Below are 15,810 nucleotides of genomic sequence, written 5' to 3'. Positions count from 1 at the left end.
TGGACGCGGTCGAGCGTATCTCAGCAAGATCGCTGTAGCTTCTAGCCATGTCGTTCCTCGAGGGCCTGGTAGACGACACCAGACTGCCGATGTTGCTACTCTTCGCCTCGTTCATGATCACGTTTGTGGTCACCCGGACCATCACCCGGATGATCCGCTCCGGACGCGGACCCTTCCACGACAACGTTGCCGGCGGCGTCCACATTCATCACGCGGTCCCCGGGATCATCTCCACGATCGGCGGGGGATTCCTGTCCGTGGCCGTCCACGGTGACTCACCCTGGGCCGAGGTCAGTGCGGTGATGATCGGGGTCGGATCGTCGCTGGTGCTCGACGAGTTCGCCATGATCCTGCACCTGCAAGACGTCTACTGGTCCGCCGAGGGCCAGCTGTCGGTGCAGGTGGTCGCCCTGACGGGCTCACTCCTCGGACTGGTGCTGCTCGGCATCGATCCCGTCGTGTCGAACGTCGGGACGCCAGGCCATTTTGTCCTGCTCGGCACCATCCCGTTCCACATTCTCTCCCTGTTGTTGTGTGTCGAGAAGGGTAAGTACCAGACGGCTGCGATCGGCGCGTTCATTCCTCCCGTGGCCTGGATCGGCGCAGTTCGTCTCGCCAGGACGAAGTCGAGGTGGGCTCGCAAACGGTATTCCGGCGTCAAGCTCGATCGCGCGCAGCAGCACGAAAAGAAGTTCGACGAGACCTTCGGGCGATGGGGTCTCGACATCGAAGACTTGGTGGCGGGCAAACCGTCGGCGTGATGAGTTCTCTTGCAGGTGCCCGGACCGTCGGCAATTGAGCGCGTTCCTGGTCGGGGAGCTCAGCAGTGCGGCGCCTCCCGTCGTCTGGAACCGTCGAGTTCGACCCGGCGTCCTAACGCCACTGGGTTCGGGCGAGGTTCGGGGGAACTGTGGGGAATCAGTCAAACACTGAGGTCGACACGATCGGCCTTGCGCGGTGGGGCAGGGAAGTGGCGCTTCTGGGCGAAGACCTGGGCTCGGCCCTGGATCGATCGGCACGACACATTGCGCTGTGCGTCAACGGGTTTGGAAGCTCGACGCAGACGGAGTTCGTCACTTACGTGACAACACTCGAGCGGCGGGCGGGCCAGATGTTGGGTGCGTTGGAAGGGCTCGCCACGGGCCTGGCGGGCGCCGCGGCGTCGTACCGGTCGGCGGATGACTATGCGGTAGATGCTTTCGAACAATCCTCGACCCGGCTGCGGCTGTAGAGGACGACGTAGTCGTGGATCTCACCGACATCGACAACTGGGACACTGCCGCACTCGACGTGCTGGTCGCAGAACTCAACGGCCGCTTCACATCTGTGATCGACGCAGACGCGATGTTGCGTAAGGTCGCCGCGACTCCTGGGTGGAAGGGCGAAGGAGCAACCGCGGCCGGGGGGTCGTTTCGATCCGTGTCCACATCGCTCAACGACGAGGCAGCTGCGTTGGGCGCGGCGTCGGAGTTGGCCCGACAGACGAGTATCGCGGTCGGCGAATTGAAGTCGGCGTTGACGCTGCTTCGCGCAGACGCATCGGATGCAGACATGGTGATCCATCCGCCACCGACAGTCGATGATGCGTCGCAGTTGGCCCCGGCCCACTCGGACATGACGGATGAAGAACGGACAGATCGGAAGAAGACGAAAAGGCACTTGTTGGTCCGTGCGCGAGCGCTAGTCGTCCAGGCCGAGGACATCGACAACGACACCGCGACTGTCCTGCGCAAGATCGTCGCCGGCGAGATCGCCTATCCGGAGTTCGGCTCGCCCACAGAGGCCTTCGAGTCCGGCCGGGCAGGTGCATCTCTGACTGCGCCCACCTGGCCGAACATGGACAAGAAGACGCCCGAAGAGATCGACGCCTGGTGGCGGGCGCTGCCGGAGGCGCAAAAGCAGCAGATGATTGCGGAGTATCCGGGGTTGATCGGAAACCTCGACGGTGTGGACGCTGCCTCGCGCGACGCCGCCAACCGGATCGCGCTCGCGGCGCAGACGCAACGAGTCGAAGCCGAACTCGCCGCGCTCGACAGGGCGTACATCGGCGCCCGGGGTCAGTACGCACTCGCCTCGCGGCTGGCGGAAAAGCGCGAAGAGCTCGACGGCTTGCGCGCCATCGACACGGCGCTGGGCGGGGACTACCGCGTTGATCACAACGACACGGGAGCGCAAGCGTTCCTGCTGACCTTTTCGCCTGACGGGAAAGAGACAAAAGCCGCTGTGGCGGTAGGGGATCCAGACAAAGCCCGCCACGTCAGCGTGACCGTGCCCGGAGTGAACACCACCGCGAAGTCGATCGGCACCATGACAAGCGAGGCGGGTGCCTTGCGTCGCGAAACCCTCGGCATCCTCGCCGCCACCGGCGGTGAGGGAGAAGCTGTCTCGACGGTGGCGTGGCTCGGGTACGACACCCCGGACGTCAACGACGGTGCCCCGTGGGAAGCACTCGGGGATGGCAAAGCGAAAGCCGGAGCGGACAGCCTCGCCGACTTCACGCGTTCGCTCGGCCTGACCAGCGACCATGCCGAGGCCGAGCAGCACCTTGTACTCAACGGGCACTCCTACGGATCAACAACGGCGTCGCTGGCCCTGCAGGGAGGAGCGCATGAGTACGTGGACGACACCGTGTTCTACGGGAGTCCTGGCGTCTACGCGAACACGTCATCGCAATTAGGGCTGGAGTACGGGCATGCGTATCTGATGAACGACCCCGATGACAAGTGGATCAATCTCGCTGCCAGCGAGGGTGTTCACGGATCCAATCCGTTCGCCTCGGACTTCATCCAGTTGTCCACCGAGGAGCGAACGACTGCAGACAACGTGCACCGCGACGGGGTGGACAGCCACGGTCAGTACTCCCGGGCCCAGGAGAATCAGGGCAATCCGGGCACCCGCGAGAACCCACTCCGCATCAGCGGATACAACTTGGCCGCAGTTCTCGCAGACCGTCCAGAGCTCGCCGACAGGGCTGAGTGATGGACGCTACGCCGAAACACCCACCACCCAGATGCGGCGGGCCGTCATACCTTCGCAGGCCACCAGATGCGGTTGCCGATCGCGGCCATCGCGGCCGGTACAAGGATCGACCGAACCACCACCACGTCGAGGATGAGCCCCACGCCCACCGTGAAACCGAATTGGAGCAGATTGATCACGGTGGCACTCATGAGGGCAAACATCGTGACGGCGAAGACGACGCCGGCCGTGGTGATCACACTGCCGGTCGACCCGAAGCCCCGGATGATTCCGCCGATCATCCCGGTCTGGGACTCCTCGCGGATCCTGGACGCGAACAGCATGCTGTAGTCCGCGCCGACGGCCACAAGCGCCATGAACGCCAACGGTACGACCGACCAATCGAGGTCGATACCCAGTCCGTATTGCCAGAAGAGAATCGACAACCCAACGGTCGCCGCAAACGACAGCAGCACAGTCAAAACCAGGAGCAGTGGTGCAAGAATGCTGCGGAGCAGCACGACCAGGATCAGGAACACCGCCAGGATCGCGACCACGGCATACAGTGCAAAATCTCTGTTGACCTGATCGTTCATGTCGGCGGACAACGATGTCAGACCGGTCGAGCTCACCTCTGATCCGTCGAGAACCGTTCCAGTGGTTGCTGTTCGGGCAGTGTCGGCGATGTCGTGCACCGTGCGGATCGCTTCGTGACCGTACGGGTTGATGCTGCGCACCACGAGCATCCGCGCGGTCTTGCCATTGGGTGACAACAACAGTTTGGTGCCTGCCACAAATCGCGGATCTTCGAGCCCCTGTGCGGGAAGGTAGAAACCCGCCCCTGGGCCAGACGTCGTGTCTCGAGCCATCGTCTGCAGGTAGTCGCCGGCTTCGCCGAGACCGGCGGTGAGTTGCCCTGTGAGCGAGACGGTTTTGTCGGTGCCGACCTTGACCTGGCGAAGCCCCTCGGCCAGCTGTGTCATTCCTGTCGAGAGTTCAGTGATCCCCGCAGTCAGGGCACCCAGCTCAGAACGCAGCTGCTCCGGGGTTTTTCCTCCGAGCCCATCGAGAAGGATCTTGACCTGACTCAGCCCGGTCTCGATTTCGGGCAGCAATGCCTGTGCCTTGTCGATGACCTCGCCCGGCACACCCGACAAGTTCACGGCCTGCTGCAACGTCCGTGAGGCTTTCCCGCCTGTGGCCTTGTCGAACAGGCTGAACGCCGACCGCGCCGCCAGGCATGTGGGGTCGGCCTGGCACTGTGCATCAGGAACGGTCATGAGCATGGGACCGAACACGTCGTCCAGCTGTTCGGTGGCAGCCAGCGTCTGGGCATTGCTCGTTGAAACTGCTGTGATCAAACGACCCAAGGTGTCGGCAAGGGCTGCGAGTTCAGTGAGTCCTTGAGGAAGAGCGAGTCGGCCATCAGAGGCAATCGCCACTATTCGAGACGCGGTGTCCACTCCGTCGAGCACGCCACCGGCCAGTCCCACAACCTGATTGGTCCCGTCCACCAGAAGGGGTAACTGTCCCAGCGCGCTGTCGGCGCCATCGCGAAGTGCAGTCACCCCAGAGGCCAGTCGTTGCAACTCTGGTGTGGCCTCGACCATCTGACGATGGGCATCGTCGAGCCGATTGCCGACCTGGCCTACCTGATATCCGGTGGATGCCTCGGGAATCGGTGAGCCATCGGGTCGAGTGATCGATCGGACGTAAGCGATGTCGGGCAACTTCGACACCGACATCGCCACAAGTTCGAGCGCCGCCAAATCGTTGGTGTTACGCATGTCGTGGTCGGCCCGAATGATCAGGTACTCGGGCAGGATCTCGTTGACGCCATAGTGTTCGAGAACTTTGTCGTAGCCGCGTGTGGAGTCGTTGGCGTAGAGCTGAACGGACTCTTCGTCGAAGCTGACGCGCAACAGGGGAACCATCGCTGCCAACGCGACGAGAACCACCATCGATACCGCCACCAGCGGGCCCGAGTGTCGAATGATCGTCGCACCGCGTCGGCGCCATCGCCGTTCGGTCGATGCCTTGGGCTCGATGTGTCCGCGACGTCCGGCCACGGACATCAGTGCCGGTGTGAGCGTTATCGAGATCGCCATCGCCATCAGCACCCCGATCGCGGTCGGCGGGCCTGCGGTCTTGAACATCCCGACCTCGGCGAAGATCATGGCACCCGCAGCAGCAGCGATCGTCAGGGCCGAGGCAACCAGGATCGGGGAGACCCGCGCACTTGCGGTCGCAACAGCAGTGTCCGGATCTTCCCCTGCGCGCCTGGCGTCGTGGTAGCCGGCGATCTGGAAGATCGCGTAGTCGGTTCCGGCGCCCAGTACCAGCGCAGTCATGATGGCGATCGAGAAGTTCGAGATCGACGTCAGGTCGTTCGCGCCGAGGTACGAGACGATGGGCCGCACCACGCCGAGTCCGAAACCGATGGTCGCCAACGGGATCAGGGCTGTGATCAGTGAGCGGTAGGCGATCAGCAACATCAACGTGATCAGCAGAACCGACACCCCGGTGATGATGAGCAGCGACAGATCGATCGACGAGAAGAGATCGGCAAGGGTGGGTGAGGCGCCGGTGTAGTACACCGACAGCCCGTCGGGCTTGGGAATGGAGTCGATCGCCGAACGGATCGCGACCGTGCTGTGGTGTGCGCGCGTGCTGCCGACGTCGCCCTCGGCGACCACCATGACGTTGACGGCCTTGCCGTCCGGACTGAGCGCGGCGGCGCGGGTGGCGGGATTTCCATACATGTCGAGGACGTAGGCGACGTTTTCGTGATCACCCGACAGAACCTCGACGAGGCGGCCGTAGTAGTCATCATCTTCGGTGCTGATCCCGCCGTCATCAGCCAGAACCACACTGCCCACAGCTGTCGACGCGGGAGCGCCGAAATCCGTCGACATGTCGCGCAGGGCGTCGACGGACGGCATGTGTTCGGGCAGGAACGCGGCCGACTTCTCCGACACGGTCTGCTCTATCTGCGGGACTGCCAGGTTCAGCCCGACCACCAACGCAACCCAGAAGCCGATCACCCACCACCGATGGCGTGCGCAGAACGCGCCGGTGTTCCGGAAGAAGGCGTTGGGACCGTGTGACATTGCGGAAGACCTCTTTATGAGTCAATGACCGTTGTTATGTTGTATGGCATAGTAGAGCACGGAGGACGCCGGATCGGAAGTCCTCGTTTGGGCGATCTGGTCGTCGAACAGCGATAAGGGAGAACAAGATGGCGCACGACAACGTCGCGGAAATGACCGGACTGGAAGTCCTGCAGTGGATCAAAACTGCTGACTTGCAGGATGTTCCATCAATCGGTCGGCTGCTGGGCATGAAGTTCACCGAAGTGGATCTGGGCAAGGTCACGATGGTGCTGACCACCGCGCCTGACTTCGCCAATCCACTCGGGAGTGTGCACGGCGGTATCGCAGCGACCCTGCTCGACTCCGTGATGGGTTGTGCCGTGCACACAACTCTGCCGGCGGGAGTCGGGTACACAACCCTGGAGTTGGGCGTGAACTACATTCGCTCTGTGTCGACACAGGGCCGGACGCTGACAGCGACCGGAGAGGTCATCCACGTGGGCAAAACCGTTGCGACAGCTCAGGGAAAGGTGCACGACGACGAAGGGCGTCTGGTTGCGCACGCGACCACGACATGTCTCATCCTGGCCCCGAGAAAGGATGCCGAATCGGCAGGATCACCCGTGGCCGCCGCTGCCGCGGTTGCGCCTCAGGCGCAATCCTGACCGACGGATCTGGAACCCTGCCCCGCAGCTGTTACGTAGTATTCATTAGGACATATTGCTGGCTGCGTCGCGGAGGAGAACAGTGGAGCGTCTGGGAACGCGCGAACGGATGCTGATCGGCGCCGTCGAGGTGATGCGCGAGCGTGGAGCCGCCGGTGTCACGGTGGATGCGGTGCTCGAGCGCAGCGGATCGCCGCGTGGCTCGGTGTATTACCACTTCCCGCAAGGGCGCCAGCAGATCGTCGCCGAAGCGCTCGACTATGCCGGCACCACCATCAACGGCGTCATCGAATCTGCCGTGAAACGGGGTTCGATCGCTGCGATCGACACCTTCGTTCGCTGGTGGACCGATTGGCTCGAGACCAGTGACTTTGCGGCGGGATGCCCGGTGGCTGGGGCCGCGGTGGGCGCGGGGCCGGCCGACGCCGAACTCGGGGAGGCGGCAGCGCGCTGGTTCAAGGCGTGGATGGTCGGGCTCGAACGGGTGATCGTCAACGATGGTGTTTCGCCGGCCCGCGCCAAACGTCTCGCCACACTGACACTTGCCGCGTTCGAGGGCGCGGTGATGTTGAGCAAGTCGACCAGATCGACAACTCCCCTCAAGCACACGGCAACCGAGTTGAAAGTCCTGCTGAAAACGCTCACCTGAACTCGAGGACTCGACGGGCTCCGACGTTTGCTCAGCGCTTGCGTAGCCCCGCCGCCTTCACCATGTCGGGTACAGACGTGAACTTCACCCGAGGGCGGTTGAGCTCCTCGCCTCGCCGACGTTCGGCGCGGTCGATGGCTCGGACGCCGCGGTAGCCGATCACCGGAGCCTTGCGTTGTCGCAGCAGTGCGTCGAAGTGCTTCTGGCCGTGCGATCGACCGGACAGCAGGCCCTTTTCCGCGTCAATCAAGAATTCGTCCACCGTCGCTTCGGCGCACACCTTGTTGGCCCCGATACCGCCGGTGGGCCCACGCTTTGCCCAGCCGAGCACGTAGCTGCCCGGGATGACGTCGCCGTTCGTATCGAGAAGGCGGCCATCGACATTGGGGAACACTCCGCGTTGCTGGTCGAATGGCAGGCCGGCGATCGGGGTGGAGCGGTAGCCGATGGATCGCACCACGAGGTCGGCGGCGATGACGTGGGAGGTGGTGCCGGTGCGAACCCGTACGCCGCTCACCCAAGAATCGCCGAGAATCTCCTCGGGAACCGAGTGGAACCGGAACACAATGCGACGAGCGGTCGGGTCGGCCACCCCACTGTCGTCGGAGATGACGCCGGGATCGTTCTCCACCACCACGTCGACACCCGGAATGGAGTTCAGCGCGCGGTATTCGGCCGCGGAGTAGGCAGCGCCGGCCTGGTCACGGCGGCCGAGTAGCACAACCTCGCGCACATTCTGGCGCCGCAAGACCTCCAACGCCCGATCGGCGATGTCGGTGGTCGCGAGAAGTTCGGGAGGCGAAACGAGGATCCGGGCCACGTCCAGTGCCACGTTGCCGGTGCCGACAACCACAACGCGTCCGGTGTTGTTGTGGCGCAACACCTGAGCATCGGCGACTGCCGGCGCGGCGTTGTACCAGGCAACCAGATCGGTGGCCGAGGTCGAGCCGTCCAGGTCCTCACCGGGGATTCCGAGCTGCCGGGAGTCGCTGGCTCCCACCGCATAGAAGACCGCGTCGAAATGATCGGCCAATTCGGCGGGTGAAATCTGGCCGGCGGCAATATCTTCGCCGACCTCCACGTTCGTGACCAGGGTGACCCGCGGGTCGCGGTACAGGATGTCGAACCCTCGTAGCACCTTCTTGGTACCGGGGTGGTCAGGTGCCACGCCGGCGCGCACCAGGCCGCCGGGCGTGGGCAATTTGTCGATCACCGTGATGTCAGCGGTCGTTCGGTCCAGGAGGCTACGCAGAGCGTAGCCACCGGAGGGGCCGGTTCCGACCACCGCAATGCGCTGGCCTGCAGGCAGTTTCGGGATGACAGGGTAGGTGATCGGCGTCCACCCGGAGGTCACGTCGGTGTTGTCGCGGTAGTACGAGGCGTTGATGTCGATGAACACCTTGTCGCGGGTACCCAGCTTGTCGGCGGGGTAGATCGCGTCCACGGGGCAGGCGTCGGCGCAGGCGCCACAGTCGATACAGGCTTCTGGATCGATGTGCAGGATGTCGGAGCTGCCGAACCCGCGTTCCTCCGGTGTCGGGTGAATGCAGTTGACCGGGCACACGGACACGCATGCTGCGTCGCTGCAGCAGGTCTGGGTGATGACAAACATCAGAGCATGTGGACTTTGCGATAGACGCGGGCAGCGGGTTTGGTGAGCAGACCCGCCTCATCGAGGAAGCTCATCAGGTGTGCGCAGCTGCTTCGGACCATCGAGTGGAAGTGCTCGTTGGACCGGCGGGTGGCGACAGCTCGTTTGGCGTCGAGACCGGCGTCGGCGTACGCCTGCGGACGGATCATGCTCGTGAAGATGAACGCGGCGGCGATGGACACCACCAGAGCGCTCCACTGCCGGCGCAGCCAGCCGACACCCTTCATCGCATCCCGGACCTCTTCGCGCGCGAACTTCATGTGCCGCGACTCTTCGAGGACGTGGATCTCGTTGACGGTGCGGATGAACGGAAGCACCTTCTCGTCACGCATGCAGCCGCGCTGGAAGACGTCGAGGATCTCTTCTGCCACCAGGATTCCGGTGTATGCGATCTCGGAACGCGCAGTGCGCATGAAGACCTTGCCCATCCATCCGACGAACTTGGATGGGTGGTACGACTTGCCGACCATCTTCTGTGAGGCCTTCGCGAACATGATCGAGTGCCGGCATTCATCGGCGATCTCGGTGAGCGCGAACTGGAACTCCGGGTCGTGGTAGTCGCCCAGGTACTGATCCCGGATCACCATTTCCTGCAGGATCATCTCGAACCAGATGCCGATGTTCATGATCGACGCGAACTCGTGGCGGGTCAGTGCCACGCGCTGCGGTTCGGTCAGCTCATCCCAGTAGTCGGTGCCGTACAGCGACGACCACTCGGGGCTGCACCCGTATTTGTCCGGGTCCATCGGCTGGTCCCAGTCGATCTCGGTCATCGCATTGCGCGACAGTCGTGCCGCTGAGGCGAGCAGACGCTTGGACACTTCGTCGGTGCCCTGATCGTGCATGCTCACCACGTTGTCGCGGGTCGACGGGTCGTGCGCTTGCGCCGCGTTCACAGACATCGGAGAACCTCCACAAACTAAGACAACGGACATTGATACGACAATGTGCGTTGTCACGCTAACACGGAGGTGGGCGTCTGAAAAGGGTCGCGGCCGAAATCAGTGCGCGGCGACCACCCGCCGGACTGCGGCCCGCACGTCGGCGTCGGTGTCGTCGGCAGCCGCGTCGAGCACCACTCGGACCTCGGGATCGTCGGACCAGTGGCTGAGTGTGAGGGCGGCGGCCTTCCGCACGTCGTTGTGGGGATCGGTGATCGCGGCCGACAACACTGTGATCGCCGTGGACCCCGGTGCCGAGACCAGGCCTCGTGCCGCGCCGACCCGCACCTGCCAAGCGGAGTCCTTGAGGGCTTTGACCAGCAGTGGACCGTCCACGGGAGCTTCTCCCAGGCGGGCCATCGCTTCGAATGCGGCGGCTCGCACCAGCGGATCGATGTCCTGGGCGAGAACGCGGACCGCCTCGGCGCCCTTGGTCCCGACGGTCGCGAGCCCCGCGGCCACGGCGATGCGTACCTCTCGGTTGGCGTCGCCGACAGACTCGGCGATCAGTGCCGATTCGTCCAGTGACACCAGTCCGCGAACGGCCTCGATGCGCACGCGGTGGTCGCTGTCGGCGAGCGCGGCGGCGAACGTCTCCGCAGGCGCGGCGCGCAGGGCGCGTAGGAGGTCGAGGACGGTGGCTCGCACGGTGGCGTCGACCGAGGTCAGCGTCGTATCGAGGATTGTGATGAACTCTTCGGTTGCGTCGAGGACCTCGACCAACTCTTGCAACCCCTGCGCGGCGAAGCGACGCACCTCGGGGGCCACGTCACTCAGCGCGTGTGCGATCGCGACGTCAAAACCCTCCGGGGTGTTCTCCGTGAGGACCGAGATGGCGGTCTTCCGCACGGTGGCGTCGTCGTCGGTGAGGTACGACTGGAACTCGTCGATACCGGCCGACCCCATCGCGAGCAGTTCGACGATTCGCGGCGAGGCCGCAGCGACCGACTGGCGGTCTTCGACATGCGTGACCGTGCGGACGGGACTCTCCACGCCCGCATGGGCAGGCCCGGTGACCACGTCGGGCTGCTCGATGGCGATGACGGAACGATCGGCGGGCGGGATGTGGTCGAGACCGTCGACCGGTACGAAGTAGGGTTCGACCGGCCGGCCCAAGAACTCCATGTCACCCGCGGCGTTCTTCCGGACGTTGAGGTGATAGCCCCACGTGTCATCCTGTCGCTCGGGGATGTCGGCCCGCTCGTGATAGAGACCCCACCGACTTTCGGTGCGTGTCAACGAACTACGGGCCGCCAGCTCGGCGCAGTCGCGGATGAACGACACCTCGGCGCAACGCATCAGCTCATGCGGTGTGCGCCCGCCCATCTCGTCGATCTCACCGCGCATCCGCTCGAATGACTCGATGGCGATGGCCAGTTTGTTGGCGGATTTCGGCGGTGCGACGTAGTCGTTGACGAAGCGACGCAGTTTGTATTCCACCTGGGGCTGTGGGGGACCATCGGGATGCCTCAGCGGCCGGTAGATCAGGTCGTGCGCCTCGGCGAGCTGGTCGAGCGGCAATGCCGTCGGCATCGCGCGGTCCCGCGCGGTGTCGCTGGCGTGCTGTCCGGTGAGCTCGCCGTACACGAAGGCGCCGATCATGTAGTTGTGCGGCACGCACGCCAGATCGCCTGCCGCGTACAGCCCGTCGACGGTTGTGCGGCCGTTCTCGTCCACCCACACCCCAGACGCGGAATGTCCACTGCACAAGCCGATCTCGGAGATGTGCATCTCGATGTCATGGGTCCGGTAGTCGTGACCGCGGTTGGCGTGGAACGTGCCACGGGTCGGCCGTTCGGTGGTGTGCAAAATCGATTCGAGTGCGTCGAGCGTCTCTTCGGGCAGGTGGCTCACCTTCAGATAGATCGGCCCGCGGGCTGATTCGATCTCGGTCTTCACCTCCGCCATCATGTCGCCGGACCAGTAGTCGGAGTCGACGAATCGCTCACCTTCGGCGTTCACCTGGTAGCCGCCGAACGGGTTGGCCACATAGGCGCAGGCCGGGCCGTTGTAGTCCTTGATGAGTGGATTGATCTGGAAGCACTCGATGCCGCTGAGTTCGGCACCCGCGTGGTAGGCCATCGAGCAACCGTCGCCCGCGTTGGTCGGATTCTCGTATGTGCCATAGAGATAGCCGGATGCCGGCAGCCCTAGCCGCCCGCACGGGCCGGTCGCCAGGATCACCGTCTTGGCGGCGATCTCCACGAATTCACCGGTGCGCGTGTGCAACGCAGCCGCGCCGACGGCCCGGCCGTTCTCGGTGAGGACGCGCACGGGCATCAGCCGGTTCTCGATGGTGATGTGCTCACGCATGTCCTTCTTGCGCAGCACTCGGTAAAGGGCCTTCTTGACGTCCTTGCCCTCCGGCATGGGCAGCACGTACGAACCGGAGCGATGGACTCGGCGCACCGCGTACTCACCGTGTTCGTCCTTCTCGAACTTCACGCCGTACTTCTCGAGGCGTCCGATCATCGCGAAGCCACGAGTCGCCGTCTGGTACACGGTCTTCTGGTTGACGATGCCATCGTTGGCCCTGGTGATCTCGGCGACGTACGCCTCCGGCGTCGCCTTGCCGGGGATGACGGCGTTGTTCACACCATCCATACCCATGGCAAGCGCACCCGAGTGCCGCACGTGCGCCTTGTCCAGCAGCAACACCGATGCGCCGTTCTCCGCGGCGGTCAGTGCAGCCATCGTCCCGGCGGTGCCGCCGCCGATCACCAAGACGTCGCATTCCCGGCGATCGCGGTCAGCTATGTTCGGGATGTCCATGTGGTCCTTCAGTTCTCGAGTGCGGCGGTGATCCGCGCACGCAGTTGGGCGGTCGCCGTGGCATCCCGGTGGTCGGGGTCACGCGGACGCGGCACATCGACGATGTCGCGGACCGGGCGTCCGGCGCGCCCGAACACGACAACCCGGTCGCCGAGCAGCAGCGCCTCGTCCACGTCGTGGGTCACGAACACCACGGTCGCGGGATGCGATGCCAGCGTGTCGATCAGCAACGCCTGCATGGTCGACCGGGTCTGGGCGTCGAGCGCGCCGAACGGCTCGTCCATCAGCACCGCCCTCGGTGCACCGGCCAGTCCGCGGGCGAGTTGGACTCGCTGACGCATACCGCCCGAGAGCGACTTCGGGAGGTAGTCGGCGAAATCGGCCAGCCCGATCTCGTCCATCCACCGCTCTGCCTGGGCCTTGCGGTCTCGACGCGGCACCCCGCGGAGGGTGAGCGCCAACATGATGTTGCCGCGCACGGTGCGCCACGGGTGCAGGGCGTCATCCTGAAAGACCATGGCCCGATCACGAGAGGTCTTGCGTACGGGCTCCGCGTCGGCGAGCACTCGACCACCCGATACGGGCAACAGTCCGGCAATCGCCCGCAGCACAGTGGATTTGCCACATCCCGACGGACCCGTGAGCACCAGGATCTCACCCGGTTCGATGGTCAGGTCGAGTCCGTCCACCACGGCGTCGCCGCCGTAGTCGAGTCGAACATCGTCGAGTTCGAGCCGAAGACCGGTTGTCGGGTTCAGGGCGGTCGTGGAGTTGACGGTGCTGGTCATCGGGTCTCCTGAGCTCGGGGCAGCCACCGGGTCAATCGGCGGCCGATCAACTCGATGCCGCCCGAGGTGAGGGCGCCGAGGATGCCGATGGTGAGCATGCCGACAAACACCTGCGGGTAGTCAACCACCGTGTACGCCTGCCATGTGCGGTAACCGACACCGAGCCGGCCGGAGATCATCTCGGCGGAGATAAGGCAGATCCACGCCACGCCGATGCCCACCGACAGTCCACTGAAGACGCCGGGGGCAATGCCGGGCAACACCACTCGCAGGATCACGTCGCGCTTGCGTCCGCCCATGGTGAGGACGGAATCTTCCCAGATGGTCGGCAGTGCACGCACCGCGTGCCGGGTGGCCACCGAGATCGGGAAGAATGCGGCGACGAAGGTGATGAACACCATGCCGGCTTCGTCGGTCGGCAGTACCAGGATTGCCACCGGCACCAGGGCGATGGCCGGGATGGGACGCAGGACCTCGGTGAGGGTGCCCACCGTGTTGGTGGCAATACGAGACCGGCCCAACAGGATTCCGACCGGAACGCCGACACCGACGGCGAGCGCAAAACCGGCGCCGATACGGATCAGCGACTGGCCGAGGTCGAGGTAGTACTCCTGGGTGCCCAGACTCGTCCAGAATGCTTGGGCGATGTCGGTGACGGACGGCACCGTGTCGAACCGGGCCCACAGGACGACATCGGCGGTGGTCAGGAACTGCCAGAGTCCCGCAGCGGCGACGAGGACCAGGATGCGAAGTGGCCAGACGGTCAGCCAGTGGCTTCTGCTCCGGGCAGGCTTCGGTGTTGTCGCTGAACGTGTCTGGATGTCCAGCGCCGGGGTGACGGTGGCGGTGGCCATCAGATGACCTCCGCGACAGCCTGATCGTACGACGCCGGCACAGCCCCGGGGTGGGTCTTGATGTACTCGTCGGCGCTGTCCTGGGTGGTGAACGGCACGAACTGTGTTCCGTCGCGCAGCCACACCGCCTTGTCGGCAAACCATCGGGTTCCGAGCAGCGGGTCCGAGATATACGCTGCGCGAACAGATTCGCCTTGTGACTGGGCCTGCCGGATTGCTTTGAGCAGGCACGTCGGTCCGGCCGCCGGCTGGGTGTTGTCGCTGCCGACGAGCCACAGTTCTGCTGCATCGGCCGGGTCGACGTCGATGTTGCACACCGGGTCAAGGCCCCGGATCTGCGACGCATTCTGGGTGGACGCGAATGAGTCTGCGTAGTTCTGACCGGCTGCGGTGAATGCCTGCTCCAGGGGAGAGGTGTTCACAAACGTGTTGAGGTCGAGCTCGTGTTCGAAGCTGCCGATCGACTTGAGGTAGGGCTGGTCGCCCCGAAGCGCCTCCACCAGTTGCGGTTTGACTGCTGGGTTGAAGTCGGTGCCGCCGGGGCCGTTGTAGAGGTAGACCACCTCGGCGGGCAGGCCGCTGTCCTTGGCGACCAGGTTCGCAGCGGCGAGTGGAGCGTCGATCAGGGACTTGGTGGAATCCAATTGTGCCCGCAGGAAGGCGGCCACCACATCCGGGTGCTCGTCGGCGAACGCCGATCGGGCAACTACACCGTGCAGGGTGGGAACGCCGAGCTGGGCGCCGTCGTACAGCAGCCGCGCCTTGTCCTGGAATACCAGCAGACCCGGCCAGGCGACGAACTGAGCCAGCGCATCGACCTTGTTCGATTCGAGTGCAGATGCGCCGACCTGTGGTTGCTGATTCTGCACGTTGACGGCGTCGTTGGGGTCGATGCCGATGCGGTCAAGCGCCTGGACCAGGGTGCCGTGTCCGGCCGAGCCGACACTGGCCGAGACGCTCTTGCCGCGCAGATCGGCGATGGTCCTCGCATCTGAATCAGGTGACACCACAACCATGTTCAGTGAGCCCCTGGGGCTCGACCCGGTGACCGACAACATCTCGGTGCGTGTTGCGTCATTGGCATTCGCCCGCGACCCATTGATGAGCATCGGGTAGTCACCCATCGACCCGATGTCGATCTTGCCTGCGATCATTCCGGTGGTGATCGGAGCGCCGGTGTCGTAGTCCTGCCATTCGACGCTGTACTTCTGGCCGGTCCGCTCGGTCACCTCCTCCAAGCGCTTCTCGAAGTTGCCCTCGGCGCGAAGCAACGTTCCGGCCGTCACGGTGTTGATGGTTTTGGATTGGTACCCGACGACCACGCGGATCGCATCGTCGTCACCGGAACTGTCGAGTGAACAGGCCGCCGACGTCAGCACGATCGCAGCGGCGGTGAACAGCGTGCCCAATCGGGCACGTCGAGACGCGGTTGATCTCATC

12 protein-coding genes are annotated in these 15,810 nt (G+C 64.3%); 5 read left to right on the top strand and 7 right to left on the bottom strand.

Translation table 11 applies throughout. The features are described 5' to 3' along the window. Nucleotides 1–47 precede the first annotated feature (47 nt). The 3 genes from KXR83_RS06710 (at nucleotide 48) to KXR83_RS06700 (ending at nucleotide 2,979) form a co-directional block, all read left to right on the top strand. Complete coding sequence (locus tag KXR83_RS06710; RefSeq protein WP_437424149.1) at nucleotides 48–761, top strand: hypothetical protein; 714 nt, start codon at nucleotides 48–50, stop codon at nucleotides 759–761. Between the two features lie 149 nt (nucleotides 762–910). Continuing rightward, nucleotides 911–1,231 (top strand): hypothetical protein, encoded by a 321-nt coding sequence (locus KXR83_RS06705; protein WP_437424148.1) that lies wholly within the window; start codon nucleotides 911–913, stop codon nucleotides 1,229–1,231. 14 nt (nucleotides 1,232–1,245) lie between these two features. Next, entirely contained in the window at nucleotides 1,246–2,979 is a 1,734-nt protein-coding gene (locus KXR83_RS06700; RefSeq protein ID WP_437424147.1) for an alpha/beta hydrolase, read from the top strand. Nucleotides 2,980–3,023: 44 nt separating this feature from the next. On the opposite strand, the gene KXR83_RS06695 is transcribed toward KXR83_RS06700, so the two are convergent. Continuing rightward, nucleotides 3,024–6,068, bottom strand: a complete 3,045-nt coding sequence (locus KXR83_RS06695) for an RND family transporter (protein WP_437424146.1) — start codon at nucleotides 6,066–6,068, stop codon at nucleotides 3,024–3,026. A 128-nt stretch (nucleotides 6,069–6,196) separates the two neighbouring features. Here KXR83_RS06695 and KXR83_RS06690 point away from each other — a divergent pair, with 128 nt between their 5' ends. Both KXR83_RS06690 and KXR83_RS06685 read left to right on the top strand, forming a co-directional pair. Continuing rightward, complete coding sequence (locus KXR83_RS06690) at nucleotides 6,197–6,715, top strand: PaaI family thioesterase (protein WP_437424145.1); 519 nt, start codon at nucleotides 6,197–6,199, stop codon at nucleotides 6,713–6,715. An 82-nt stretch (nucleotides 6,716–6,797) separates the two neighbouring features. Beyond that, nucleotides 6,798–7,364 (top strand): TetR/AcrR family transcriptional regulator, encoded by a 567-nt coding sequence (locus tag KXR83_RS06685; RefSeq protein ID WP_437424144.1) that lies wholly within the window; start codon nucleotides 6,798–6,800, stop codon nucleotides 7,362–7,364. A gap of 31 nt (nucleotides 7,365–7,395) precedes the next feature. Here KXR83_RS06685 and KXR83_RS06680 read toward each other — a convergent pair whose 3' ends face one another. The 6 genes from KXR83_RS06680 to KXR83_RS06655 all read right to left on the bottom strand — a co-directional run bounded on the left by KXR83_RS06680 (nucleotide 7,396) and on the right by KXR83_RS06655 (nucleotide 15,809). Beyond that, nucleotides 7,396–8,976 (bottom strand): FAD-dependent oxidoreductase, encoded by a 1,581-nt coding sequence (locus KXR83_RS06680; protein ID WP_437424143.1) that lies wholly within the window; start codon nucleotides 8,974–8,976, stop codon nucleotides 7,396–7,398. Next, nucleotides 8,976–9,917, bottom strand: coding sequence for an AurF N-oxygenase family protein (locus KXR83_RS06675; RefSeq protein WP_437424142.1), 942 nt, complete (start codon nucleotides 9,915–9,917; stop codon nucleotides 8,976–8,978). Before KXR83_RS06675 ends, KXR83_RS06680 begins: the two co-directional genes overlap by 1 nt. A gap of 99 nt (nucleotides 9,918–10,016) precedes the next feature. Next, nucleotides 10,017–12,728 (bottom strand): fumarate reductase/succinate dehydrogenase flavoprotein subunit, encoded by a 2,712-nt coding sequence (locus KXR83_RS06670; protein WP_437424141.1) that lies wholly within the window; start codon nucleotides 12,726–12,728, stop codon nucleotides 10,017–10,019. 8 nt (nucleotides 12,729–12,736) lie between these two features. Then, nucleotides 12,737–13,516: an ABC transporter ATP-binding protein gene (locus KXR83_RS06665; protein ID WP_437424140.1), complete on the bottom strand. Its 780-nt coding sequence runs from the start codon at nucleotides 13,514–13,516 to the stop codon at nucleotides 12,737–12,739. After that, the gene (locus KXR83_RS06660) at nucleotides 13,513–14,370 is read right to left on the bottom strand and encodes an ABC transporter permease (RefSeq protein ID WP_437424139.1); all 858 of its coding nucleotides are present in this window, start codon (nucleotides 14,368–14,370) and stop codon (nucleotides 13,513–13,515) included. The genes KXR83_RS06665 and KXR83_RS06660 overlap by 4 nt, the downstream gene beginning before the upstream one ends. Further along, nucleotides 14,370–15,809, bottom strand: a complete 1,440-nt coding sequence (locus KXR83_RS06655) for an ABC transporter substrate-binding protein (protein WP_437424138.1) — start codon at nucleotides 15,807–15,809, stop codon at nucleotides 14,370–14,372. The genes KXR83_RS06660 and KXR83_RS06655 overlap by 1 nt, the downstream gene beginning before the upstream one ends. Nucleotide 15,810: the final 1 nt, after the last annotated feature.

Source organism: Williamsia muralis, assembly GCF_051487485.1.
GTDB lineage: Bacteria > Actinomycetota > Actinomycetes > Mycobacteriales > Mycobacteriaceae > Williamsia > Williamsia muralis_B.
This window is presented reverse-complemented; position numbering and strand designations above follow the sequence as displayed.

What these genes read in the sequence shown, in the direction of transcription:
- KXR83_RS06710 (WP_437424149.1), top strand. Translation starts at nt 48, where the DNA reads ATGTCGTTCCTCGAGGGCCTGGTAGACGACACCAGACTGCCGATGTTG.
- KXR83_RS06695 (WP_437424146.1), bottom strand. Translation starts at nt 6,068, where the DNA reads ATGTCACACGGTCCCAACGCCTTCTTCCGGAACACCGGCGCGTTCTGC.
- KXR83_RS06690 (WP_437424145.1), top strand. Translation starts at nt 6,197, where the DNA reads ATGGCGCACGACAACGTCGCGGAAATGACCGGACTGGAAGTCCTGCAG.
- KXR83_RS06680 (WP_437424143.1), bottom strand. Translation starts at nt 8,976, where the DNA reads ATGTTTGTCATCACCCAGACCTGCTGCAGCGACGCAGCATGCGTGTCC.
- KXR83_RS06675 (WP_437424142.1), bottom strand. Translation starts at nt 9,917, where the DNA reads ATGTCTGTGAACGCGGCGCAAGCGCACGACCCGTCGACCCGCGACAAC.
- KXR83_RS06670 (WP_437424141.1), bottom strand. Translation starts at nt 12,728, where the DNA reads ATGGACATCCCGAACATAGCTGACCGCGATCGCCGGGAATGCGACGTC.
- KXR83_RS06665 (WP_437424140.1), bottom strand. Translation starts at nt 13,516, where the DNA reads ATGACCAGCACCGTCAACTCCACGACCGCCCTGAACCCGACAACCGGT.
- KXR83_RS06660 (WP_437424139.1), bottom strand. Translation starts at nt 14,370, where the DNA reads ATGGCCACCGCCACCGTCACCCCGGCGCTGGACATCCAGACACGTTCA.
- KXR83_RS06655 (WP_437424138.1), bottom strand. Translation starts at nt 15,809, where the DNA reads ATGAGATCAACCGCGTCTCGACGTGCCCGATTGGGCACGCTGTTCACC.